This window comes from Pseudoflavonifractor sp. 60, assembly GCF_009911645.1.
Taxonomy (GTDB): domain Bacteria; phylum Bacillota; class Clostridia; order Oscillospirales; family Oscillospiraceae; genus Lawsonibacter.
Genome location: NZ_QWKI01000169.1, coordinates 1 through 24,430, shown reverse-complemented (window position 1 = coordinate 24,430; position 24,430 = coordinate 1). Strand labels below are relative to the sequence as shown.

Sequence of the window (24,430 nt, the reverse complement as noted above, 5' to 3'; positions counted from 1 at the left end):
GGCCACAAACAGATGATACCACGCTTCCACAAAAACCGCAGGAAAAACGCCCGCTGGAGCTTCTCTGCTCCGGCGGGCGTCCTGTTCAGTCTGCCACTGTCACCTCAAGGCCCAGGCCCCTCAGCTGCTTCACCAGCTTCTCCGGCGGGGTATGGTACATATTGAAGGTGACCGATTTGAGGTTGGGGAACTGCTTCACCTCCCGCTCGCTGACGGCGGTGATATCAAAGTCCGCTTCAAAAATCTCATCAAAATCCAGCCACTGGGGGTTGATTTGGAAATAAATCTCCATCTCCTCCCCCACATAGAGCTCCGTGATCGTGCTGGCCAGGGCGGCGGGGATCTTCAGCCCCTGAAAAAACTGATTTCCCCGCTCAATGTAGGGCTTGAGCCGGGCGATGGACTCCTCTTCTGAGACCTCCTCCACATCGCTGTAGCGCTGAAAGTACTCGTCCCCGCCCCGATACTTCTCCCCCAGCAGCTTCTGCTCGTACATCAGCTTCTGAGCGGCCGCCAGCTTGAAGGGCAGGTTGTCAAACACCAGATATTCCGCCGCCGGGTCCTCCGCAAAATGGTCTCGTCCCATGGTAATCTCCTCCTCAATTTCAGATATTGGCATGGGCCAGCTGGGGCTCCCGCTCCTGGCGGAGCTCCTCCCGGGGACGGGCGGACTCCTGCCGGGCCAGCCCCTTGGCGTTGGCCAGCATCAGCTTAATGCGGTTCTCCTGATTAATGGGGGTTGCCCCCGGGTCATAGTCAATGGCTACAATGTTGCTGTCGGGGTAGTCGTCCTTCAGCTTGCGGATCATCCCCTTGCCCACGATATGGTTGGGCAGGCAGCCGAAGGGCTGGGTACAGACGATGTTGCCCGTTCCCGAGTGGATCAGCTCCAGCATCTCAGCGGTGAGCAGCCAGCCCTCCCCCATTTTGTTGCCGTCCCCCAGGTAGCCCTGGACCATGCGGTGCAGATCCTGGAAGGTGCCGGGGGCACGGAAGCGGCCGGAGTACTCCAGAGCCTGAATCATGTCCCGCTGGCAGGCCTCAATATACCTCATAAACACTTGGCAGCCGAACTTTTTCAGCCACAGGCCGCCGTACAGGTTCACATCGGCAACCCGGTTGTAGATCTTGAAGATAATGAAGTCGGTGAGCCCGGGGACCACCGGCTCCACCCCCTCGGACAGGAGGAATTTTTCCAGGTTATTGTTGCCCAGGGGGGCAAATTTTACATAGATCTCCCCCACCACGCCCACGCGGATCTTGGGCTCCCCCGCCACGGGGATAGCGGCAAAGTCAGCGCAGATGGCATCGAAGTTAGCCCGCATCTGCCGGCGGCTCATGCCCTTCCCGGCCTGAAAGCCGTCCACCAGCTTCTGGGACCAGTGGTCAATCATAGCGTCGGCGTCGCCGGCGGTGACCTCATAGGGGCGGACCTGGTTGGCCACGTTGACGATAATATCCCCGTACATCATGGCGTACACCGCCTTGCGAACAAAGGGCAGGGTCAGGGAGAAGCCAGGGTTTTTCTCCAGCCCGGACAGATTCACCGACACCACCGGGATGTAGGCCATATCCGCCTTCTCCAGAGCCTTACGCAGCAGGTGGATGTAGTTGCTGGCCCGGCAGCCGCCGCCGGTCTGGGTGATAAGCAGGCCCACCTTGTGGGGGTCGTAGCCTCCATGCTTCACCGCGTCGATGAGCTGGCCGATGACCAGCAGGGCGGGGTAACAGGTGTCGTTGTGGACGTACTTCAAGCCTTCATCCACAATCCCCCGGTGGTTTGTGGTGAGCATATCCACCTTGTAGCCCTCGCACTCCAGCAGCTTTTTCATCATGCCGAAGTGGACGGGCAGCATCTGGGGCATGAGAAGGGTGTACTCCTCCTTCATCTCCTTGGTGAACAGCAGCCGCCCGGTGTCGTCATAGACCAGTTTTGCCATATTGAAAAAGCTCCTTTCAATTTTCAGGCGGAGTTAGGCGCAGAATGCGCCGGCGCCAGCGTTTGGACATCTCCGCCTCCAACTCCTCGTCCGGTTCCCCGGGATAGCGGGGAATGCCGTACTGGAAGTAGGGGGAGTAGGCGAAAGCCGCCCGGTCCCCCTCGCCGCCGCACAGGAAGCAGCCGCCGTCGTCCCCCTTCAGCCGCCAGCGGGAACCGGACACCCGCTCCGCCCGGCTGCCGTTTCCAATCACCAGGCCAAAGGCGTTTTTGGTGTCCTTGTCAAAGGTCTCATTGTAAATCGGCTCCAGTTCCAGGGTGTCCCCCCAGGGGAAGAGGGTGTGGACCCCGCCGGAGCAGAGATACTCCCACTCGTCCTCGGTGGGCAGATCAAAGGGAGGCTCGATCTCCTCCGGCGTGCTCCAGGCCCACCGCTCGGCCAGCATGGGCGGGATGTCGGCGGTGCGCAGAGGAGAGGTGGAGGCGTCCAGCTCGTCCAGCAGGTCCCGGAGATAGTCCTCCCAGGTCTGGACCTTCGCCCGCGCCTCCTCCAGGGCCTCCTCCGCCCAGCCCAGGGCCTGCTCCCACTCGCCCCGCTCCTTGTCAGACAGCTCCCCCGCCAGCTTTTTCTGGTAGAGGGCGATATCCTCTAAAATCTCCTTGACTTTCCAGTTGGCCTCCTCCTCATAATACCGGCGGAACTCCGCCAGAACCGCCGGGGCCAGGGGGCACTGTTTGGTATCCCAGCCCAGGGTCATGCCCTTTTTGCCGGGGATGTAGATAAAATCCCGGAGGGGCAGCTCCCGGCAGGTGAAGACCAAAATGTCCTCTCCCCGGCTGTTCTGCTCGGTATAGGCAAAGGCAAAGTGGAGGGGAAAGGAGTTCAGCTCCTCCAAAATTTTGGAAACTGTCTCGTTCATTGTTCTCTCCTCGCTTCCATGGCGGCGATGAGGGATCGAATGCGGATCTTCACCGCCCCCAGGTTGCTGATGTCGTCGATTTTCAGCTGAGTGTACAGCTTGCCGCCCTCTTCCAAAATGGAACGCATCTCGTCGGTGGTGATGGCGTCGGTGCCGCAGCCAAACGATACCAGCTGCACCACCTGCATATCCGGCTGGGTACACACGTACCGGGCGGCGTTGTACATCCGACTCTGGAAGGTCCACTGATTGAGCACCTTCCTGGGGGCGTAGCCCTCCAGAGCACTGAGGGTGTCCTCGGTGACCAGCACCAGGCCGAAAGAGGTGATCAGATCGTTGATGCCGTGGTTGATCTCCGGGTCGATGTGGTAGGGCCGCCCGCAGGCCACCACAATGTTTCGCCCCGACTCCCGGGCCTGTTCGATATACTTCCGGCCCGTCTCCCGAACGTCCTGGATGTAGCTCTCGTAGGCCCGGTAAGCACACTCCACCGCCCCCTTGGTCTCCCGCCGGGGAATGGCAAACTCCTTCTGCATCAGCACAGAAAAACGCTTCTCAAAATCCTTGTGCCGCCACATGCCCACATAGGGGTCCAGGAACCGGGTCTGTTTCAGGGCCGGGACATTGGCAGCCAGCAGCTCCGGGTAGTAGGCCACCACAGGGCAGTTGTAGTGGTTGTCCCCAATGCCCTCGTCGTTGTTGTAGGACATACAGGGGTACCAGATGGCGTCCACCCCCGCCTCCACCAGGGCCTCCACATGGCCGTGGAGGAGCTTGGCGGGGTAGCACACCGTATCGGAGGGGATGGTGCGCTGGCCCTTGAGGTAAATTTTCCGGGAGGACTCCGGGGAGAGGACCACCTCAAAGTTGAGCTGGGTAAACAGCTCAAACCAGAAGGGCAGGTTTTCGTACATATTCAGCCCGAAGGGGATGCCGATTGTTCCTCGGGAGCCGTCGCCCCTCCCCCTGCCCTGGAGGGCGCGGAGCTTGTCGTATTTGTACCGCATCAGGTCGGGCTGGCGGCTGGGCTCCTCCCCCAGGGGGCGGGAGCAGCGGTTGCCCGAGATGAAGCGCCGTCCGCCGTCAAAGGAGTTCACCGTCAGCGAGCAGTGGTTGGTACACAGTCCGCAGGTGGCGGGCTTGGCGGTGTGGGCAAAGTGCTCCAGGGCCTTGGCGTCCAGCAGGGAGGACTTGTCCAGTCCCAGGTCCCGGGCCGCCAGCGCCGCGCCGAAGGCCCCCATAATGCCGGCAATCACCGGGCGGGTCACCTCCCGGCCAATCTCCTGCTCAAAGGCCCGGAGCACTGCGTCGTTGAGGAAGGTGCCCCCCTGGACCACAATATGCTGGCCCAGGTCGTCGGCGGAGGCCGCCCGAATCACCTTGTAGATGGCATTTTTCACGATGGAGGTGGACAGCCCGGCGGAGATGTCCTCCACGCTGGCCCCGTCCTTCTGGGCCTGCTTCACGCTGGAGTTCATAAAGACGGTACACCGGGAGCCTAGATTGACCGGCTTCCGGGTCAGCAGGCCCAGCCTGGCAAAGTCGGCGATGTTGTAACCCAGGGCTTTGGCAAAGGTTTCGATAAAGGAGCCGCAGCCGGAGGAGCAGGCCTCGTTAAGCATGATGGAGTCCACCGCTCCGTTGCGGATCTTAAAACACTTCATGTCCTGGCCGCCGATATCAATAATAAAATCCACCTGGGGCTGGAAATGGGCGGCGGCCTTATAGTGGGCCATGGTCTCCACCAGGCCCAAATCGCAGGAGAATGCGTTTTGAATCAGGTCCTCCCCGTAGCCGGTGACGGCGGCCCCCTTGATTTGGACCCGCTCCCCGCACAGCCGGTAAATTTCCCGCAGCTGTTCCAGCACAATGGACACCGGGTTGCCCAGGTTGGAGTGATAGTAGGTATACAGCAGCCCCCCCGCAGGGTCAATGAGGGCCAGCTTAGTGGTGGTGGAGCCGGCGTCAATCCCCAAATAGGCGGGGCCGGAATAAGTCTTGATATCCGCCTCCGGGGGATGGCTGGCGTTGTGCCGGTCTAAAAACACCTCATATTCCTTCTGGCTGGTAAACAGAGGGGGCATGGTGTCCACCACCGTGGTAGCTTGAGCGCTGTCCTCCAGCTTTTTCATCACCGCCTCGAAGGGGGCAGAGGGATAGTCGGCGGCGCACAGAGCGGCCCCCAGGGCGGCAAAACAGTCCCCGTCCTCGGGAAAGACAGCGTGGTCAGCATCCAGCTTCAAAGTGTCCACAAACCGCTCCCGCAGCCCCGTCAGAAAGTGGAGGGGCCCGCCCAGGAAGACGATCTTCCCCTTCAGCTCCCGCCCCTGGGTGAGGCCGGCCACCGTCTGGTCCACCACCGCCTGGAAGATGGAGGCGGCCACATCCTCCTTCCGTCCCCCCTGGTTGAGGATGGGCTGAATGTCACTCTTGGCAAAGACCCCGCAGCGGGAGGCGATGGGGTATATCTTCTCGTGTCTCAGGGACAGTTGGTCCAGCTCGCTGACAGTGACGTTCATCAGAGTTGCCATCTGGTCGATAAAGGCCCCGGTGCCCCCGGCGCAGGAGCCGTTCATCCGCTCCTCCAGGGCGCCGCCGAAGAAGATGATTTTGGCGTCCTCGCCCCCCAGCTCAATCACCGCGTCGGTGTCCGGGATGTAGGTGTTCACGGCGGCGGCGGTGGCGTAGACCTCCTGGACAAAGTCGATACCTGCGGCGTTAGCCACTCCCAGCCCTGCGGAGCCGGTGATGGTGGCCTTGATCTCCCGCCCGGAGAGCATGTCCTGGATGGAGTTCAGGGTCTCCAGCGCCCGCTCTCTGGTCTTGGAGAAGTGCCGCTCGTAGGAGCGGAAGAGCAGCTGATTCTGTTCGTCCAGCACCACCACCTTCACGGTAGTGGAGCCAATGTCAATGCCCACGCGCAGACTCATAGGAAATACCTTACCTTTCAGGAGTAAATCGGGATGGTCCGGTCCGCCGCAATGCCATCCGGCGGCAGCCAATCCCAACGTTCAATGATACATGATACTAATTTTTTGTCGAGAAAACAACAAAATTAACGGCTTTTTAACGGGACCAAAGAGAAGAAAAGCGGGAATTTAACGGGGCTCTCCATGGTGAAAAGCCACAAAATCCCCCAAAAACTTGGTATATATTACAAAAGTATGAAATCCCCGGCGGCTTGACGCCGCCGGGGATGGTGTCATCTGGGATAGGCTGTGTGGAAGGACCGGATCAGCCAGCGGTCCCCGCTCTTTTTCAGGGTCAGCTCAGAGCGGTCGCCGTTCTGGACCGGGTCGGACCAGAGAAGGACGGTGTCCCCCTCCATCTGCCCGCCGGTGCAGGTGAAAAAGCCTGGGCCGGCGTCGCTGGTGAAGTTGTAGAAGGCGTCGTACTCCTCCACATAGAGCATATCTCCCCAATCCAGCTGGTCCACAGTGACCCCGGCGTATTTCTGGAGCAGGGCGGAGACCTTCTCCCTGGGGTAGCGCCATGTCGGCACCGGCAGGTCTCCGGGAGAGTCGAGTCCATATTCCCAGCTCTCCCAGCTGCCGTCCTTCTCCATGACGGCCTGAAATTCCTCCACCTCGTCATTCTCCACGATCTCTGCCAGAGAACAGTAGCGAAGAAATTCCTCCAAATCGATTTGCGTGGGGTCGTCATAGCTGCTGGTGAAGAAACAGCTGATCTCGCTGAAGCCGTACTCGCCGGGCGACACCTCCACATCAGGCTGGAACGCCTGGTTGGCCAGGTTCAGCTCACCCTGGGTCAGGGACAGTTTGGAGGGATCTCTGGCCAGGCCGTGCAGTGCCTCCCGGATGGAGGGGTTGGTGACCAGAAAAGTGCTCTCCTTCAAGCCGCTGGCGCTGCGAATGGTAATATGCTCATTGTCCCCGGTCTCCCCCGTGTGGTTCAGGTCGTCAATGAGCAGGCCGGAGGTGAGAATAGTCTTGGCCCGCTCCAGGGCGGCGGGGGCGGTGATATCCGGGGCCTTGCTGTCCTCAAAGCGGATGACGCCGCAGTCCTCCAGCGCCCCCAGAAGAATACCGTCCAGCTTCTCCTGGTCCTGGAAGAGCCGCTCCAGCTCCTCCAGATTCTCATTGGAGACGGTGCCCAGATAGACGCCCCCCTCCTGGTTGGCCCCGGTGCAGATATAGGAGCGGTCCCCGTTCGTGGGGACGACGTAGTAGAGCTGTTCCGATTCTTCGCCGCGCTCCTGGGTTGGGCCCCGGAAGGAGATGGTGAGGGTTCCGGTCCAGCCCTCCCCGTCCCAAATCACCGGCGCATCCTGAGGAAGACGCTCCAGCGCCAGCAGTTCCTTGGCGTGGAGCAGCAGATTCAAATCAGTGATGGCTTTCTCCTGGCTGACCATGGGCATACTGTGATAGATGGCCCTGGCCCGGGAGAGGATCGTCTGGTAGAAGTTGCCGTTGAAGTATGAGACAGCCTGGTCCTCGTCCTGCCGGGAAAACTGCTGGGCAGCCAGGCCGTTGAGTGAGCCGAGAATGCTGGTTCTGAGCGGGGTCCGCCAGAAGGGGCCCAGCTCCATGGTCTGACCCTCCGCCAGATTTTGGTACTTCTCCGGGGCGTCCCCCCGCACCAGACAGGTGTAGTCGTTCCACGCCAGGAGGGTATAGGTCCGCTCCTCCCCGTTGGAGATCAGGGTCAGCTGCCAGGACTCCGCCAGCGCGTTCAGGGCGGGGGCCGGGGGGTTGTCCGCCGGAGGCTCCAGCAGGGACAGCCGGTCCCTGGCCTGTTCCAATAAATCTTCAGCGGTGATGTCCGGATAGCGGTAGTCCTCGCCGTAGTTGGGCCGGAGGCGGATGGCCTGAGCGCTGGCCACGTCGTCAGGGAAGCTGTCCAGCTCGGGGAAGCTGACACCCGGCGGTACGTACTGCCCGGTCAGCCCCTTCAGCCGGGAAAGGGTGTCCACCGGAAGGGCGGCCAGCGCCTCCACGGTGTTCTCCTCCCGCTCCGGGTACCACTGGGCCAGCAGACAGCAGTCCTCCCCCTGGAGCAGCCAATAGCTGTGGGCGGTCTCCAGGTCCCGGGACGCGGTGGGATAGAGGTTGAAGGGGTGGCCGCCCAGGAAAAACATCGTCTCCAGCTCCTCCTGGGTGATGGGCTGGGACGGATGGTCAGAGCTGAGACTCAGGACGGTCCAGGTCCCCTCCCCTCTGGCCACCGGACTCGTCCTGGAGAGCAGCTCCTTGGCCCGGGAGAGAGGCTCCGGGTTGTCGATGAGGCCGGGAGGCATGGCGCTGGAAATCGCGGGCTGGCCCACAAAGACGGCCTGGGCCCCCTCCAGCTGGGACAGGAAAGCGTCAACTTCTGTCAGATTGGCGTCCCCCCGCCCAGCGAAGACGAACACCGCCGACAGGGCCACTAGGGCGACAGCCGCGAAGAGGGCGGCCTTGACCGTCTCCGGTTTCTTGATCAGCCGGGCGATCCGCTGCTGGATGGACTTCCTCCCGCCGGTCATGGCGGTGGAGCAGGACAGCAGGCCGGCAGGCCCCAGAGAGCGGGCGGCCACCATGTCCACCAGGGTCCGGCCGTAGGGGACGCGCTCCGCCTCCCCCAGCTGAGCCACCGCCCCCTCGTCACAGGCCAGCTCGCCGTCCCGTTTGGAGAGGACCACCGCCAGCCACACCAGGGGGTTGTACCAGTGCAGCGCCAACGCCAGCACCCGCAGCAGCGACCAGATGTGGTCCCGGTGGGCGTAGTGGGTCAGCTCGTGGGCCAGGATGTGGCGCAGGGCGTCGGGCTGCTCCTCCGCCCCGGGATTCAGGTAGACAGCGGGCCGAAATAGCCCGAACAGGCAGGGAGAGGGCAGGCCCTCCACCACATAGACGGGGATGGGGGCATCAGGGCACTCCAGAGGCTTTCGGCGTTTTTTCAGCCTTGCGCAGAAGTGTAGATTGGAGGCCGCCAGCACCAGGGCCATTAAGACCGCCCCTGTCCCCCAGAGGGCTCCCGCAATCTGTGCCGGGGACCACAGGTCCAGATACTGAGTTATGGTTTCACCGTCTTCCGACCGCTGGTAGTAGCCCATACTGGTCTCTGTGGGCATGAGCTCCCCTGGCTCCAGAAGGTCCTCAATGGCAAAATCAAATTCAGAAACGGGGCGACTGTCTCCTGGGAACACGGGGATGGAACGCTCCTCTCCCAGCTCCGGGGCCAAGTTGGAGGCCAGCACCGGCAGAGGGGCGGCGGACAGCTCCACCTGCAAGGGGACCAGCAGCCGCAGCAGCACGACCCCCCACAGGGCGTACCGCAGCCGGGCGGACAGCTTATCCCGAAACAGATACCGCACCGCCAGTACGATCAGAATTAGAACCGAGGATGTAACGGCCCACTGGGTCAGCAGTTTCATCATTCTCCCTCCTCTGCGCGCTTCAAAATGTCATACAGCTCCTGAATCTCCTCCCGGGACAGGGCCTTGTCCTGGGTCATGGCGGACATCATCAGCCCTACACTGCCCCGATACACCTTGTTCAGGAAGGAGCGGGTCTCCCCCCGAACCGCCCGGTCCCGCTGAAGATTGGGGACGTAGTGCCGGGTCCGGCCCTCCACCGTACACCGGACCAAGTCCTTGTCCTCCATCCGCCTCAGGATTGTAATGGTGGTGCTCTTGGCCCAGCCCAGCCGGGCGTTCAGGGCGGCCACCAGCTCCATCACCGTCTGGGGGGACCGCTCCCACAGGCAGTCCAGTACATACCACTCGCTGTTGGTCAGGCTGATATCGTCCATCTCAGACTCCCTCCTTTGGTTTACTTTGTAGACCTATCATACCACAGTTGGTCTACAATGTCAACTGAAATATTTTCCCGGTGTCTGTCCGCAGACAGTACCAGAGCAAAAGCAGGGCGGCCACTATGCAATAAATGCTTCAGCTCCATACGAAAAGAGTGGCGCCATGGGATTAAGCTGTGTATTCTTGCCATACTTCGGCCTGGAAAATTACCTATCCCAATTGTGTCCCAGATCAGTCAAGCACAACATAAAATGACACAACAACCCCAGCTCAGAGCATTGTAACTCTGGGCTGGGGCTTGTCTCAGGAAAGATTTACAAGAGGATAGACCATTAAAACCTATAACTCTATTTGGACTCCCTGCAATTTTTCCAGCGCCTCTGTGTGGGTCAAATGGCACAGCCTCAGATCCACCGATTGCAGATTCGTCAGCTCCCGCAGTAAACGACAATCCGTGAAGTTGGTATTGCGAAGCGACAGCTTTCTCACATTCTGACAGCCAGCAAGAAAAGAAAAATCGTCCACACAGACCTCCTCAATCATCAGCGCAGTCAGGTTTGGCATTCGGTTGATTGCAGACCAATCGTGTAAATCAAAATAGAATGGGTCTGGCGGAAATTCCTTACACGGACTGTCTATTATCACCTTTCTGCTGCCCGTCTCCTTTGATTTCATCCTATCGGATATGAATATTACCGCATTCCACACACGGATATTTTTTTCGGACGGAATAAGCTTCAGCGTCTTAATTCTCTCTAAATCCCGGTTCCAATCATAAGCGGTAGATGGAATGTGGTGAAACGCCTCCTCCATCCCCAGCGCAATAAACGGATGCAGTGCAATCCCATCTGGCGGGGGCGTCCGGTCTATCCCCAAGTCCGCCCTCTGCCAAAAGTCCAGCTGGAGCCAGTACGGGCGAGGAATCCACGGCCATTTGGGGTTGAGAAATTCGTGTTCGATCTCCGCGAGCACAGAAACCGCCGCCTCACTGGGGTACTCCTCCACAAGGGCCTGGAGTGCATGGAGAAGCCTCTCATCCCGCACCAACGGCAGAACAATCAGAGTGGAGTTCAGTGTCCCGCTGGTTGGGGGCTCCTGCAATAGCTTCACCCAGATGTCGATGTGTTCCTCCGCATCGGGAAATTGTCTGAAATCCCGCGGCAAATCGTCTCTGACCGGACGTTCCGCGTATTCCAACAGACCGGATACCTCCCTCAAGCTGACTTCTCCGCTCTCCGCCAGGATCCCCAGGGCGCTGTGCCACACCTCCTGCGGTAGTTGAAACAGCTGCTGGTAAACCCGTCTCCACCAGCGGTTGATGATGGGTTTTGGCGGTAAATCCATTTGAAACGCAAGCCGGTAAACTTCTCTGACTACTTGCGGATAAAGTCCAGCCTCCCATCTCCACTCTAAAAACCACTGGTCTATCCCTGTGCGGTGCAGCAGCTCCAAAACGCCCCTTGCATCCGGCATTGTCAGCCGGTCCGCCATCGCAGTTCGAATCAGCTCCACAGATTTTGAGGACAGGGCAGGAAATTTCTCCATACTGATAATCGCAAGCCACTGTTCCTCCTTGGACTCCGCGCACTGGTAATGCCGGTGCAGAGATTCCTCATCCCCGGCCAAATCTGTGGCAAACCCGCCGATACGCTGATACCCGTTTCCAGTGTCCCGAAGCCATCGGGTGTACCAGGACAGGAAATCCGGCTCCCGTGGAAAAAACACCCAGGAGCCTTCATAGTCAATATAGACCACCCGCCCCCGATCCGGGCCGGACACCATCAGACAGGTGAAATAGGTGTCGCCCTGGGACTCAATGGGAATACAGCCCCGCTTCCAGTTCTTCTCTTCGTCCCTCTCCACTTTGCTCATACCAGGACGCAGAACAGGCGGCTTCTCCGGCTCCAACGGCCATCCCAGCCAGCCCCGGACCTGCTTCAGGGAAAACAAGCCGTAAAAAGGACCGGCTCCGCCGTCTCCCGCCTGGAGGAGAAAGTCTCGGTAGCCCTCCGGCAGAGTGACCCCAAGCTCCCGCTCAAATTCCTCAACATCCGACAGGGCTGCCGGTGGGTTCCACTGGTACTTATGGTCTTTTGCACCAAATTGTTTCAGCTCAGCGTCTGCTGTCCGTGCCTTCTCCAGCAGCTGGCGCAATTCTTCGAATGGAAATGTGTCTGTCATCAGATTATCACCTCATGAATCTTGTACCGCAGTTCGCTGTCTGAGCCGTACCCTATCAATATTGCCGATTTGATTTTAGCAAAAACAAGATCAATCTTCAAGATAAAACAACTGAATCATCAACGGTGAGCATCCATTCAATAAACAGCGCCGCCCATGCTATATTGACATGAGCGGCGCTTCCAGCTTTATGTCACTGCAAACAGCCCCTGGACAGACATCCGCAAGGCCAAGGGTTGAGATGTACTGGCTTCACTGTTTTGTCAGCACCCCGCCTGCCATTTTGCACACGCTGTCACAGAGCAGGTCAATATCCTCCCCATTGTGAGAGGACAGCAGGATAGTCTTGCCCTGACCCTTCAGCTCCAGCAGCAGAGCCCGGATATCCTCCACCCCCTGTTCATCCAAACCGTTCAGCGGTTCGTCCAAAATCAACAGCTGTGGGTCCTCCATGATAGCCTGAGCAATCCCCAGCCGCTGGCGCATCCCCATGGAGTATCTGGAGACCCGCTTCCCCTTCGCGTCCCCCAGACCCACCAGTTCCATGCAGGCGTTCAGCCGCTCTTTGGAGGCCCGCCGGTTGACGGCCGCCAGAAGTTCCAGGTTTTTCAGGCCGCTGTAATAGGGAATAAAGCCCGGCGTCTCAATCAGCAGCCCCAGGTCCGGCGGGAAATCCACATCCCGGCCCACCTGGTTCCCGTCCACCACGATCCGCCCGGCGGTGGGCCGGATGAAGCCGCAGATGCACTTCATTAGCATGGTTTTCCCGCTGCCGTTGCGCCCGGCAATGCCGTGGATCTCCCCTGCCTCGAACTGAACAGAAATGTCCCGCAGGATTTGGGCGGCGCCAATTGTCAGGCTGACGTGTTCCACTGAAATACTTGCCATATCAATCAAACTCCAACATAGAATCAAAGCTGCGCCGCCTCGCGGCCAAACAGGCCAGCAGGGCCATCAGGGCGGACCCCAGCAGGAAGTAGAGTGCGCTGGTCCACAGGGGGCAGACCGGAGCCCGGAAATAGGGGTTGAAATGTACCCAGGTCAGAGCGTGGGCACAGGGAAAGGCCCACATCCACGGGCTGTCCAGAATGACAAACCCGGCGCCAATCAGGAACAGGGCGGCGTCAGCGGCAACGCCCAAAAATCTCACCCGAAGCATACTTGCGGCCAGCAGGACCGCACCCAGCAGCACCAGGCAGAGGAACAGCAGGAAAAAACTCCCGGCCACCGCCGCCCCAGGCCCCATTTGCTGGTACAGATTGCGGGGCAGGAGCGCGGCAACGGTTTTCAGCGCGTTGTCCTCCAAAATGGCCGCGTAGTCGGTTGCAACGGCGCTCCATCCCGGACCGATGACAGGCGCGTAGGGCAGAGAGCACAGCGCCGTCCCCACCAGCACCACGCCCAGGTAGGTTGCCGCCGCCATACACAGGTGCAGCAGCTCCCCCAGCACCCAGTTCAGCCGCCCCACCCGGTAGAGCTGAAGCAGAAAGCCCCGATCCATCCGGGGAAAATCAGCCATCAGAACCAGGAAGCCAACAGGCAGAATCAACAGAATCAGCGTAGAATTGCACAGAGCGGCCAGAGGCTCCAGCAGGTGGAACCGTTCTCCAATTTGCCCGCCTGCTTGGGCCAGCGGCTGAATGACCATTGTGTGAATGAGGGCCAGCAGCACAAGGAGAATGGACATCCGGGGGTTGGACAGCCAGAGGAAATATTCCATTCCGGCGTGGACAATGATTTTTCGCATTTTTATGCCCCCTTATCCAAGCGCCGGGCCATGGGCAGCCGCAGCAGGCCCAGCACCACCGCCGCTCCGCCGCCCCACAGGGCCAGCCGCCAGGTCTGATGTCCGGAAAAGCACTGAAATACCGAGGTGGGGTAAAGCATCATCACCTGAAAGGACCGCTCCAGATCCCCGCTGTCAAACAGACGGTTGGAGAGGGCGTCCAGAGAATTGCAGTAGATATAGAACAGGGCGAAGCCGGTGCAGAGGATGAAACAGGCGTTTTTACTCACGCCTGCCAGCGCCAGCGGAAGGAGCGTCGCCACCATGCCAAAGAAGAACGCGCCCGCCAACTGGGACAGGATACCGCTCCAGACCGGAGCTGCCAGCCATTGGGCGGCCTCCGGGGTCAGGCCGGGAAACAGGACCCAGCAGCACAGGCCATACAGCCCATAGCCCGCTATGACCACCAGCCCTCCGGCGAGCAGCGCGGACAGCCAGAGACTGAGACAGCGCTGGGCCTCGCCGCACCGGGGGATCAGGAGGCGGAGATACCCGCCGCTCCTCTCCCGGCAGAAGCCGGGAACGGACGGGAGAGCGGCCAGGATGGGGGCGAACATCAAATTATAGGGGCCGATCCCCGCCAGGAACAGGTGGTAACCGGAGAGGAGGAACCGGCTACTGATCTCCTCCACCGGATGAAACAGGGCCAGCTCCAGAACCGTGATGCTGCGGCCGGCCTCCCAATAGCCCTCGGCGGTGAAACACAGGGCCCCGAAGAGCAGCGCCGCCCCAAGAAAATCCACATGAACCACCGCCCGGTACTGGTCGCTTTTCAGCAGGCGAAACAATTTCATGCCGCTCACCCCGCCTGGTTGTCCAAAATCTGAACGTCTCCCGTCAGGCAGTTCACATAGAAGATCAGCTCCCGCTCCTGCCGGTCTTTGGCATAGAAGGCCCAATAGGGAGTGGCGTCGTAGAGGTCGTAGCTGGTGCGGTAACGCTGCACCACACCCCGGTCGGGCAAGGGTTCCCCGGTTTCCTGGTCCACAAAGCGGTAGGTCTCCTCCGGCTGATCAGAGCCGGTGATGCTGAGCCGGTATTCCAGAGCCACATCTTTGATTTCCTGTGCGCCGTAGCCGCTGAGGGTTTCGCTGAGAATGTCGCAGGCGCTGGACAGGGAGACGATCTCTTTGCAGACTGTACCCGTGTCGTACAGCTCCACCATACCGTGGCCACCGCCGAAGAAGTCCAACTCGCCATCGGAAGTCATGCAGGCGGTGACGGAAAGCAACTCCACATCGCCGGTCCAGCCGTTTTTCTCGCTGGGGCCGGGGAGGGTAAAGGTGAGGGAATCCGGGTAGCGCCGGGCCACATCGGAAATAGGGACCCCGTTCCAGCAGGTCTGATAGGATACCTTGACAAAACTCTCCCCGTCGCTGCCGGTGCAAAGATACAGGTACTTGGGCCGCACCGTAACCCGTAGGCCGGTTTGGGCCAGCCAATCGGACGCAAAGGCTTCCGCCTGTTCCACAAGGGGTCCGTTTCCATCCAAATGATCCACGCCGATGTGATAGCTGCGATCCAGCAGACCGGGGTCATGGGAGAAATGCGCCCAGCCCCTGTCCCGGGCGTACATTACGGTTCCGGTACACCAGACCGCCGCGTACCAGCCGTTGCCGTCCTCCCCCGTCTGGTCAAAGATGGCGGAAAAGGCGTAGGCATAGGTGTCGTCCCAGTGGGATACAGATTGATCGTCCCAAATTTCGTCGGGAATCCACCAGCGCATCAGCTTATCTCCATACTCCAGGTCAAAGCACCCCACCTCCCGGAGGGTACAGTGGGCCAAATCCTCTGGCACAGCAACAGAAATCTTATCCTGACGGAAGGTAAGGTTCTCATAGCTTCCCGGTGTGAAGCTGGCCGCCTCCGCCGCAGCTTGCTCCAGCGGGGTCAGGTCAGGATCGGCCTGCGTTCCGCAGGAGGGCAGGAGCAGCAGAACCGCCGCCAGCAACAGAGCAATTCTTTTTTTCATCGTCATCCTCCTCTCGTGAACAGACCGGGTCCATAGAAGGAATCCAGGACCATCAGCAGCCGCTGGAGGTCCGCCGGGGAACGGGTGTAGTCCTTGATACTGGCCTTGGATTCCCAGTCAGCGCCGTTGGCGGCGTTGTACTCATCCACCAGCGCAGGCAGGACCGTCTCATTCACGCCGTCCAGCTCCATCCCAACGTTGACGATCATACTCGGATCCCCGTAAGCGGGGCGCTTGAACAGGGATGACTCCAGATTGTCCACCAGCGCCAGGGTTAGCAGATTATAGCAGGTCACAAGATTGAGCTGTTCGCCTGTGGGCTCGTCCCCAAACTCCAGCGTGACTTCGTAGGGATGCTTGTCGGTTTGCAGACTAAACGTATAGCTGCCCAGCCGGTCAGGGAGACGCAGAATCTCCGCAATACGGGCCGAAGCGGCGGGGTCGCCGCAGTAAGGGGCGCGGGCTTCCATCAGTTCCAGGGCCAACGGGGAGATCACCACGCCGTCCTGCCAGAGCAGCCGCCCGGAGACACCGCCCAGCCACACCTCCTGGGTCCCCTTCAGGGGGACCTCCACGCGGCCGGAACCGCTGGGGAACAGAGGCGACACCAGTACATCCCGGGCGTATATGGAGGTGATGCCGTTCTCTGTCTCCACCCGCCAGCCGTGGAAGGCGTTGGCGGACCACACCGACGTTAGGGACAGGCAAAGTACATCCTCCTCCACCACCGCCTCCATAACTGCCACGCTCTGAGGCTGGAGGGGTGTGCCGATGATGAACAGTTTCGCCAGCAGGGCCGTAATCAGAACGAGCGCGGTACATACCACTGCGGCAATGACCCTTCGATTGTTTCGCAGCTTCACCCGCTTCAGGTAGTCCACCTCCCGAGCCTGTTCTGCCGCCTCCGGTTCCGGCTCCCCCATAGAGGCCAGAACAGCAGCGCAGGAGGAACAGCCGGCCAGATGCTGGTCCACCGCCTGCCGGGACTCCCCGCACAAAAGGCCGTCTACATAGTTGGGCAGCAGGTCGCGGACTACGCCGCAGGTCAAATCATTTTTCATCCCCCGCACCTCCAGTTCTTAGTTTTTCCTTGCTTCGGTAAAAGGTCACCCGGGCCCAATTTTCTGTCTTTCCCAGCACGTCTCCGATCTCCCGAAAGCTGAGATCGCCAAAGGCCCGGAGGTAAACCACCTCCCGCTGGGGCTCCGGCAGCTGATGGATCAGCCGCAGAAGGGCCAGCCGTCCCTCCTGCTCCAACAGCCCCTCCTCCGCCGAGGGCACGGGGGATTCCGGCGCTGTCTCCAGCGGAACAGGGTCCCGCTGGCGTTTTCGCAGATGCTGATACCACAGGTGCTTGGCGATTTGGCAAAGCCAGACCGACAGCTTGCAGGAGCCGTCGAAGCGGTCAATGGAGCGCACCGCCTGATAAAAGGTCTCCTGGGTCAGCTCCTCCGACAAGTCCGGGTCATGGCACTGGGCCAGGAGGAATTTATAGACGGTTTGGGCATGAGCGCGGTAGACGGCATCCATATCGTCCATGAAAATCCCTCCTTTTGCCCTATATATCCCATTGGGCGGCCATTCGTTACAGTCAGGACAAAATTTCTTCCTGGAATATTTTATACCATTGTACAAGCTGAGGGATAGCCGCGCCGGCCCTCAATTCTGTAAACATTCTGCAAACACTAGCAGAGCCAAACCAAACAGGATTCAGGCTGGCTCATTGCGAAAGGAGAGAATGTATGATAAAATACTGCTATCACTGTCGGGAGTGTGAATGTATGAACAACGACAAAGTATTTCAGATGGATTTTGGGAAGATTTACGGCCTTCTGCTGGACAAGGCCGCCAGGAAGGGCCGGACAAAGGCCGAGGTGGATGAAGTCATCTGCTGGCTGACCGGGTACAGCCCGGAGCAGCTGGAGGCGGCCCGCTCCTCCGGCCTCTGCTAGGGGGACTTTTTCCGTAATGCGCCCCAGCTCAATCCCAACCGGGCGCTGATTAAAGGCGTGGTCTGCGGCGTCCAAGCGGCACATCGGCCTGTACCCCGGCCCGGAAGCAGTGGAGGCGTTTGCCAAACGGCTGACGGAGTACAAGACCAGCAAGGGCGCCATACAGTTCCCGTACAGCAAGCCGCTCCCGCTGGAGCTGATTGCGGAAATTGCGAAATGGTGTGAGGACGATAACTGAGTAAGAAACAAAAATATTATCTGCTCTGTGGGAGGAACAAAAATGCTCACCCTTAATGACATAGCATTTTCAAACAAAGATTTTTGGACAGGTTTTATCGCAACATCATTCCCCACAGCAATAGACGAAGAAACAGATATGTCTTTGCCCGAAATAATGGAAGAAAGCAATTTGGGCAATGCAATGTGGTGGAAACATTTCACAAAATACTATGATGGAGTGATTGAAGAATCTGATGGCTATATTGATGATCCTGAAACATTCACCTGCAATCTAACACTTGCTCAAAGACTAAAAATAGAATTTCACCCAGGAGACACTGTATATTTCATAAATGACAAGCAGATTGGTTGTACTGGCGGAGGGTATTGTATTCAAATTTTTCCTTTTTCAAATTTATCAAAATATCTGGACATAGAAAAAGATAATCGGATTTTTTTATTGTTACTACCTTTAACTGTAATTGACGCTCAGGAAACAGAACGTGCATCAAAGATGATTTCAAATGTCTTGAAAGAAATCTTTGAAGAAAACCTCTGCAATCGGTTCGCACAGAGTATTGTATCTGGCTTAATAGCTGAATAGCCTCGACAGAAAACGCCTGCCCGTCTCCCCTAGAGCGCGGACAGGCATTTGCTGCGCCCAAAACTTCTCAAGAATTTTTTGTGGGATTTTGCCATCTACGGTGTATAGTAGGACATACGAAGAAAAAGGAGGGAGACATTGTGGAGGATGTGCAGCTGGTCCACGCCCTGCAAACCCATCAGGACGGCGCGATGGAGCAATTCCAGACGGCGTACACCCCTCTGCTGCGGTACATCATCGCCCCCATCCTCCCCGACGAGCGGGACCGGGAGGAGTGCCTGTCCGATGTGCTGCTCCGGGTGTGGAACTCCATTGGCGCCTTTGACCCCGGCAAGGCCGCCCTGACCACCTGGCTCACCCATCTGACCCGCAACGCGGCCCTCAACCGCCGCCGGGCCAATGAGCGCCGCCGGGAGGGCGGCAATCTCGACGAAACCCTGCCGGACGCCGCCGACGGCCCGGAGCAGTCCTTTCTCAAAGGGGAGACGGCCCGGATGCTGTGGGCGGCTGTGGGGCGGCTGGGCCGCAGAGACCGGGAGCTGTTCCTGCGCAAGTATTACTACTACCAGCCCACCGCTCAGATCGCCGCCGAGTTGGGCCTGACCCTCCGGGCGGCGGAGGGCAAGCTGTACCGCATCCGCAAACACTTACGGGAGGAACTGGGAGGTGTATTCCATGGATGAATTTGACCGTCTGCTCTATGCAAATTCCCAGCTCCCGCCGGAGCTGACCCAGCTGGAGCCGCCCCGGCCCTGGAAAAAGCCCATCGGCCAGATCTGCTGGGGACTGGCGCTCATTACCATCACTCTCAACTTCCTGGGACTGAACATCATCCTGCCGGCAGCGGGAACGGTGCTGCTGTGGCTGGGACTGCGCACCCTGCGGCGGGAGAACGGCGGCTTTCGCTTCGCCTATGCCTGCGCGGTCCTGTACGCTGCGCTGCGCCTGACCGCTGTGCTGTTCCAGGCCACGCCTCTGGACCACTGGCTTGCCAGTCTGATTGGCAGGGAGTGGAACACCTCTACCGGCCCAGTGCCTCTCTACTACGCGCTGTGGACTGTTTTAATTCAGCTGGTCCTGGTCCTTGCGGCAGGCGGACTGTGGCAGGGGCTGAAAGGGGTTTTTATTCAGGCCGGGCAGAAGCCCCGCACTGCCGCCGCCGGGGGGCTGGTCATTCTGGAGGCTCTGATGCTCCCTATGGCCCTCATTGGCCTGGAGGGCTGGCTGCTGGTGGGACCCATCCTGATCCTGTGGGTCTGCCTGATTATGAGCCTGCGCAAAGTAAGCAGAAGTCTGGACCAGGCGGGCTATGCCCTGAAAGCTGCCCCAGTGCGCGTCTCCGGCGGGCTGGCCCTGTGGCTGTGGCTGGGCCTGCACCTGCTGATGATTGCCGCCCTGCCCCTGCTGTTTTCCCGCCTGCCCACTAACATCCAGATGCCGACGCCTGTAGCGGACAGCAATTCCACCATCCGCGCCCAGCTGCTGGAGCTGGGTTTCCCGGAGGACATCCTGGCCGGGCTGGATGACAGTGAGCTGGCCCGGTTTGAAGGGGCCTATGGACTGAAAAAGTCGGGCTACCGCAGCAAGGACGATGAGTTTCCGGACGGAATGCCTGAAATCATAACCGTTGAGGTTCCTGTGCGGGACGAACGATATGGCTTCCACACGGTCTATCTGGCCTATCTGTACTGGACCCCTAATGAGGCGTCTGGAGGCTATATGGAGGGCATCCAGGTCGCCCAGGACTACCAGGGCGTCACCGTCCGCACCACCGTACCGGATGGGGTTCTGAAATGGCAGGACAGAGCCGGAAACGCCTGCGCCATACCGCTGGAGTTTTGGCGTGAGGCGGACAGCGCCGGGAGGCCCTGCTGTTATGCAAACTTCTCTCTGCCGAAGGATGTCAGCGGCCCGATGGAGGGCTTCCTGTTTTGGGAGGCTATGCCCTCTTTCCCGGAGACCGTCTCGGTCTACAACTTTTCCGTGACCGCCGCCCACCGCCGCAGCTTCTGGCAGTACCCCTATACCCTGCCGTCAGAGATCCTGGCCTCTGGCTTCTACCCGCCCAGCTGGCAGTGGCGGATGTACCGGTGGACCTCCGAAGGACAACTGGCCCCAGAGGGGATGTATGACCCCCGGAAATATTAAGCGCGAAACAGTCAAACCCGCCCGGCTTGTGTAAGCTGGGCGGGTTCAGTACTGCCGGGGACGGACTGGGATTTTGAGGGCAGGACCCTGCAAGTACATCAAGTATTCCAAGAAACCGCAAGTGCCAGCGCCGGCTCAAGCGGGTTAACAGCAAGAAAATACGGGCCCATCCCTATCTTCCACGAAAGAGGAATGACTGCCGCAAGGTGCTCGACGACTGGCGGGGCGCTAAAATCCTGCTCTCCCATGTAAGAGACGGCCAGAGCCGTAAAGCCCTGGCCGTCTATATGCTTTGTTGGAAAATGCTTACTCTTCGTTCTTTTTGAAGAGGCTCAGCACTGCCAGACCGCAAGCGGACAGCAGCGCCATTGCAGACCACAGACCAGAGCCGTCGCCGGTCTTAGGTACCTGGACCAGGGGCACCTTCGCCTCGGGGATTTCCTCCACGGGGGCCTCCACCAGAGGCACCTCCTCGTTGAGGATCACTTCCTCGGCGGGGTTCTCTACCAGCGGGACATTTTCGTCAGGGATGTCTGTGTCCTCTACGGGGTCAGGCGTAGTGTCATTGGGGGTGCTGGGGCTGCTGGGCTCGCTGGGAGTGCTGGGGGTACTGGGGCCGCTGGGAGTGCTGGGGGTTTCAGGAGTCTCAGGAGTCTCAGGAGTCTCAGGAGTCTCGGGAGTCTCAGGAGTCTCAGGAGTCTCGGGGGTGACAGCTCTGTAGACAACAGTCACAGTCAGATCACCCAGGGTCTGAGCATCGGGGACAGCCACAGCTTCTGTGATCCGGTTGTAGCCGCTGATCACAGGGAAGGAATCCATGCTCAGGTCCTTTACGGTCTTCACCGTGTAGTTCACCACATCGGATTCCTGCAGCGTATTGCCATTCTCGTCAACATACTGGATGGTCCAAGTGTAGACAATGGGGAAGTACTTAATGGTCCGCAGCTCATCGCCTTCCGGCATAGTTCCGGATACAGATTCCCACTCTGCCTGATAACCCAAGTTGGGCGTATGAGCGGCTACATTGTACTCTTCGCCGGCGGGAAGCTGCTGCACATTGGCCGCGAAGATCTCATCGCCGTTTTCATCCTCGAACTTGACCGTCAGGGTATAGAGCGTTTTCTCAGCGGGGAAATAGATGACTGTATCCTCTTGATTCGCCAGCCCATCGGGCGCCTTTACGATGCTCACGCTGGTCTTAGAGGTGCCCAGCGCAGGGGGAGTCTTATCTTCCAGGCTCTTGATGGTGTGAACGTTGAACTCCTGGGTTTCAGCAGGCCATACTTCGTTGCCGTACGGGTCAACATACCGGACAGTCCATGTGTAGGTGATAAGCTCATACTCAACTTTATCCACTTTGTCAGCCAGTGTGGTAGGAGCTTCTACGCTTTGCGTGCTGGTTTTGTAGCCCGGTACTTCGGGAGACTCCACTGCTGTCAAGGCCTTGATGTTCTCTACAGTGAACTCCTTGTCAAAAGGTGTTGCCACCTTCTTGCCCTCTTTGTCCACATAGTAGATCGTCCAGTGATAGGTGATGGGCTCATACTTGACTGTAATTACTTCATCTGCCGCAGGCATCTTGCCTTCCACCACATCGCGCTCAACCTCATAGCCGGTAAGCGGTGGAGTCTTTACAGAATACTCATCGCCCGCCGCAAGCTGAGCTATATGGTCCGGGAAAACTGGCTTACCGCCCGGGAACTGGTAGTGGATGGTCAGAGTATACGCGGTCCTGTAGATCACTGTATACTCCGCGCCCTTGCCGTCTGTGCATTTGCCGGAAATGACAGCCTGGTCAGGAGTATAGCCCTCAATCATCGGGGAAGTGATGGAGTACTCCATGCCTGCAATCACAGACTGGGACTGGTCCTTTGCGGCCATCTTACCGTCTTCATAGATGTAGTGGACAACCACCTGACTTGGGGAATTGCAGATGTCAGTAATCCGAATAAAACCACATTTTTTGCATTCCTCAGTCGTGAGGACCGACTTGCCATCATCAGACAGGACTTCTCCCTTGAAACAGAACTTATGGCCGCCCTCCAGATCAGAGCAATACGGCTTGTCGGGGTCGGGGTCGACAATGGACAGTGTATAGCCGCAGACCGTGCAATAATGCGCCACAGGCTGGCCGTTTTCTAAGAGGATGGACGTTTCGCACCTCTCAGTTTCTGTGTGTCCACATTCCGTACAGGTCAGAGTATGGAAATAGTTGCTGTTGGATTGGCCAACATTGCCGTACTTGTGCTGGCCATCCGGGCACTCCTTGCTGCCGCTGCCGCCTACGCCATCATCGTACTTGACCCAGCCGCAGACAGAGCAGCGTACCCCGCCATCGAACGCTTCAAGTTTGCACTCTTCCTTCCGTGTTCCAGTGCAGCCTGAATCGTTGCAGGTAAGCGTGTGATAACCGTTCCCGTCAGACTCCCATTTCCCAGTCCAATCGTGAACGTCTTCAACAGGCATTGACCAGTAATTGCACAGAGTACACTTAAGTACCCAACTACCCCACTCGTAAACTTCTTTCGTGGTACATGCTTCTGCACGCTTAGCACCACAACCCGAGCAGTACGCTACATGCTGAAATTCGGTCCAGTAGTCCGGTGTATAGGTCCAGCTGTGCGTGTGCTGCTCACCGCATGAACACTTGCCGCCCTCGTCATAGGAATGCACGTGCTTGGGGTCAAGCTCCCCGCACTCACACCGGCCAGTGACGCTGTCGTAGCTGTGTATATGCTCAGGCTCGGAGGGCTTTTCTTCAGTCCCCTGATCCGGTACAATGGGGTCCACGAAATCGTCACACTTGGAGCAGACATATCCCCCTTTTTCTGCAACGATATTACCGCCACACTTGGGACATTTGGGGTTTGTGTCATTTACATATTCGTCATCACCGGGAGTCTCGTCAGGAGTCTTATCCTCGGGGGGCACAGTAGTGTCCTCTGTATAGCTGCACCATACACATTTCCCGTTTTCGATTTGATGGTTGCCGTCTGTACACAGATTAGCTTTTTTATCCGAGTCTTCCTCAGCAGGGGTCTTATCCTCGGACTCCTCGGGAGTCACAGCAGTGTCCTCTGTATAGCTGCACCATACACATTTCCCGTTTTCGATTTGATGGTTGCCGTCTGTACACAGATTAGCTTTTTTATCCGAGTCTTCCTCAGCAGGGGTCTTATCCTCGGACTCCTCGGGAGTCACAGCAGTGTCCTCTGTATAGCTGCACCATACACATTTCCCGTTTTCGATTTGATGGTTGCCGTCTGTACACAGATTAGCTTTTTTATCCGAGTCTTCCTCAGCAGGGGTCTTATCCTCGGACTCCTCGGGAGTCACAGCAGTGTCCTCTGTATAGCTGCACCATACACATTTCCCGTTTTCGATTTGATGGTTGCCGTCTGTACACAGATTAGCTTTTTTATCTGAGTCTTCTTCAGCAGGAGTCTTATCCTCGGAGGTCTCGCTGGAATCCTCAGTGGTCGTACCGGCGGGCTTCTGCTCCTTGGTGGTCTCCTCGGCAAACTCCTGCTCCGGTTCATCGCTTAATACTGTGATCTCCGCCTCCTGGGCCTCCTCGGCGGCAAAGGCGGGCAGCTGGAGCATCCCGACGCACATCACCAGGGATAGTGCCAGGGCCAAACCGCGCCTGATTAAACACTTTGAGTTTTTCATAATATCTTCCTTTCTTTGCGAAAGTCGGACGCAAAGTTTCCGGCAGCCGAACGAGCTTAGGGCGGGTTAAGCCCCTTAGCCTCTGGCTTTGCGTCCCGCCGTTTCCGACGGTTTGCGTATGCAGCCGAACGGGCATAGCGCCGGACAGCGCTTTAGCCTCTGGCTTTGCGTCCCATCGTTTCCAATGGTTTGCCGTAAGCGCCTGCAATCCGCTCCCGCCGCCAGCGGCGTGTGTGACGGCGGGGCCGCCCCAGGGCGGAGCATTCAGAGACATATGGTCCCA

At 58.7% G+C, this 24,430-nt stretch carries 17 protein-coding genes, 2 pseudogenes and 1 riboswitch; of the genes and pseudogenes, 5 read left to right on the top strand and 14 right to left on the bottom strand.

Annotated features, from left to right (window positions below):
- Positions 1-85 precede the first annotated feature (85 nt).
- The 13 genes from D1646_RS17295 to D1646_RS17235 form a co-directional block, all read right to left on the bottom strand.
- Entirely contained in the window at positions 86-586 is a 501-nt protein-coding gene (locus D1646_RS17295) for a hypothetical protein (RefSeq protein ID WP_160637662.1), read from the bottom strand.
- 19 nt (positions 587-605) lie between these two features.
- A complete protein-coding gene (locus D1646_RS17290) occupies positions 606-1,940 on the bottom strand; it encodes a 2-hydroxyacyl-CoA dehydratase (RefSeq protein WP_160637661.1) in 1,335 nt (444 codons plus the stop codon).
- A 16-nt stretch (positions 1,941-1,956) separates the two neighbouring features.
- Positions 1,957-2,859, bottom strand: a complete 903-nt coding sequence (locus D1646_RS17285) for a hypothetical protein (RefSeq protein WP_160637660.1) — start codon at positions 2,857-2,859, stop codon at positions 1,957-1,959.
- Entirely contained in the window at positions 2,856-5,789 is a 2,934-nt protein-coding gene (locus tag D1646_RS17280) for an acyl-CoA dehydratase activase (RefSeq protein WP_160637659.1), read from the bottom strand. Before D1646_RS17280 ends, D1646_RS17285 begins: the two co-directional genes overlap by 4 nt.
- Positions 5,790-6,061: 272 nt before the next feature.
- Entirely contained in the window at positions 6,062-9,235 is a 3,174-nt protein-coding gene (locus tag D1646_RS17275; RefSeq protein ID WP_160637658.1) for a M56 family metallopeptidase, read from the bottom strand.
- Entirely contained in the window at positions 9,232-9,609 is a 378-nt protein-coding gene (locus tag D1646_RS17270) for a BlaI/MecI/CopY family transcriptional regulator (RefSeq protein ID WP_160637657.1), read from the bottom strand. Before D1646_RS17270 ends, D1646_RS17275 begins: the two co-directional genes overlap by 4 nt.
- A 343-nt stretch (positions 9,610-9,952) precedes the next feature.
- A complete protein-coding gene (locus tag D1646_RS17265; RefSeq protein ID WP_160637656.1) occupies positions 9,953-11,794 on the bottom strand; it encodes an SMI1/KNR4 family protein in 1,842 nt (613 codons plus the stop codon).
- Positions 11,795-12,046: 252 nt separating this feature from the next.
- The gene (locus D1646_RS17260) at positions 12,047-12,682 is read right to left on the bottom strand and encodes an ATP-binding cassette domain-containing protein (RefSeq protein WP_160637655.1); all 636 of its coding nucleotides are present in this window, start codon (positions 12,680-12,682) and stop codon (positions 12,047-12,049) included.
- Position 12,683: 1 nt separating this feature from the next.
- Positions 12,684-13,541, bottom strand: a complete 858-nt coding sequence (locus tag D1646_RS17255; RefSeq protein ID WP_160637654.1) for a hypothetical protein — start codon at positions 13,539-13,541, stop codon at positions 12,684-12,686.
- Positions 13,542-13,543: 2 nt separating this feature from the next.
- Entirely contained in the window at positions 13,544-14,374 is an 831-nt protein-coding gene (locus tag D1646_RS17250) for a hypothetical protein (RefSeq protein WP_160637653.1), read from the bottom strand.
- A gap of 5 nt (positions 14,375-14,379) precedes the next feature.
- Complete coding sequence (locus tag D1646_RS17245; RefSeq protein WP_160637652.1) at positions 14,380-15,552, bottom strand: hypothetical protein; 1,173 nt, start codon at positions 15,550-15,552, stop codon at positions 14,380-14,382.
- Between the two features lie 2 nt (positions 15,553-15,554).
- Positions 15,555-16,613, bottom strand: coding sequence for a DUF4825 domain-containing protein (locus tag D1646_RS17240; protein WP_160637651.1), 1,059 nt, complete (start codon positions 16,611-16,613; stop codon positions 15,555-15,557).
- Positions 16,603-17,091 carry a sigma-70 family RNA polymerase sigma factor gene (locus D1646_RS17235; protein WP_160637650.1) on the bottom strand — a complete coding sequence of 163 codons (489 nt, stop codon included), beginning with the start codon at positions 17,089-17,091 and terminating at the stop codon, positions 16,603-16,605. Before D1646_RS17235 ends, D1646_RS17240 begins: the two co-directional genes overlap by 11 nt.
- Before the next feature lie 203 nt (positions 17,092-17,294).
- Between D1646_RS17235 and D1646_RS23425 the strand changes: the two are divergent.
- The 5 genes and pseudogenes from D1646_RS23425 to D1646_RS17215 form a co-directional block, all read left to right on the top strand.
- A pseudogene (locus tag D1646_RS23425) lies at positions 17,295-17,519 on the top strand (DUF2200 family protein); the annotation flags it as partial.
- Between the two features lie 49 nt (positions 17,520-17,568).
- Positions 17,569-17,742 (top strand): annotated as a pseudogene (locus D1646_RS23775) (DUF1801 domain-containing protein); the annotation flags it as partial.
- 42 nt (positions 17,743-17,784) lie between these two features.
- Positions 17,785-18,327 (top strand): Imm19 family immunity protein, encoded by a 543-nt coding sequence (locus D1646_RS17225; RefSeq protein ID WP_160637649.1) that lies wholly within the window; start codon positions 17,785-17,787, stop codon positions 18,325-18,327.
- Positions 18,328-18,467: 140 nt separating this feature from the next.
- Positions 18,468-19,010 carry a sigma-70 family RNA polymerase sigma factor gene (locus tag D1646_RS17220; protein WP_160637648.1) on the top strand — a complete coding sequence of 181 codons (543 nt, stop codon included), beginning with the start codon at positions 18,468-18,470 and terminating at the stop codon, positions 19,008-19,010.
- Complete coding sequence (locus D1646_RS17215; protein WP_160637647.1) at positions 19,003-20,475, top strand: hypothetical protein; 1,473 nt, start codon at positions 19,003-19,005, stop codon at positions 20,473-20,475. Before D1646_RS17220 ends, D1646_RS17215 begins: the two co-directional genes overlap by 8 nt.
- Positions 20,476-20,781: 306 nt before the next feature.
- Here D1646_RS17215 and D1646_RS17210 read toward each other — a convergent pair whose 3' ends face one another.
- Positions 20,782-24,147: a MucBP domain-containing protein gene (locus D1646_RS17210; RefSeq protein WP_160637646.1), complete on the bottom strand. Its 3,366-nt coding sequence runs from the start codon at positions 24,145-24,147 to the stop codon at positions 20,782-20,784.
- 116 nt (positions 24,148-24,263) lie between these two features.
- Positions 24,264-24,351: riboswitch (cyclic di-GMP riboswitch) on the bottom strand.
- Positions 24,352-24,430: the final 79 nt, after the last annotated feature.

Coding starts and splice junctions, on each gene's coding strand:
- D1646_RS17255 (WP_160637654.1), bottom strand. CDS start 13,541: ATGCGAAAAATCATTGTCCACGCCGGAATGGAATATTTCCTCTGGCTG.
- D1646_RS17285 (WP_160637660.1), bottom strand. CDS start 2,859: ATGAACGAGACAGTTTCCAAAATTTTGGAGGAGCTGAACTCCTTTCCC.
- D1646_RS17235 (WP_160637650.1), bottom strand. CDS start 17,091: ATGGACGATATGGATGCCGTCTACCGCGCTCATGCCCAAACCGTCTAT.
- D1646_RS17240 (WP_160637651.1), bottom strand. CDS start 16,613: ATGAAAAATGATTTGACCTGCGGCGTAGTCCGCGACCTGCTGCCCAAC.
- D1646_RS17215 (WP_160637647.1), top strand. CDS start 19,003: ATGGATGAATTTGACCGTCTGCTCTATGCAAATTCCCAGCTCCCGCCG.
- D1646_RS17290 (WP_160637661.1), bottom strand. CDS start 1,940: ATGGCAAAACTGGTCTATGACGACACCGGGCGGCTGCTGTTCACCAAG.
- D1646_RS17250 (WP_160637653.1), bottom strand. CDS start 14,374: ATGAAATTGTTTCGCCTGCTGAAAAGCGACCAGTACCGGGCGGTGGTT.
- D1646_RS17260 (WP_160637655.1), bottom strand. CDS start 12,682: ATGGCAAGTATTTCAGTGGAACACGTCAGCCTGACAATTGGCGCCGCC.
- D1646_RS17265 (WP_160637656.1), bottom strand. CDS start 11,794: ATGACAGACACATTTCCATTCGAAGAATTGCGCCAGCTGCTGGAGAAG.
- D1646_RS17270 (WP_160637657.1), bottom strand. CDS start 9,609: ATGGACGATATCAGCCTGACCAACAGCGAGTGGTATGTACTGGACTGC.
- D1646_RS17210 (WP_160637646.1), bottom strand. CDS start 24,147: ATGAAAAACTCAAAGTGTTTAATCAGGCGCGGTTTGGCCCTGGCACTA.
- D1646_RS17225 (WP_160637649.1), top strand. CDS start 17,785: ATGCTCACCCTTAATGACATAGCATTTTCAAACAAAGATTTTTGGACA.
- D1646_RS17295 (WP_160637662.1), bottom strand. CDS start 586: ATGGGACGAGACCATTTTGCGGAGGACCCGGCGGCGGAATATCTGGTG.
- D1646_RS17245 (WP_160637652.1), bottom strand. CDS start 15,552: ATGAAAAAAAGAATTGCTCTGTTGCTGGCGGCGGTTCTGCTGCTCCTG.
- D1646_RS17280 (WP_160637659.1), bottom strand. CDS start 5,789: ATGAGTCTGCGCGTGGGCATTGACATTGGCTCCACTACCGTGAAGGTG.
- D1646_RS17275 (WP_160637658.1), bottom strand. CDS start 9,235: ATGATGAAACTGCTGACCCAGTGGGCCGTTACATCCTCGGTTCTAATT.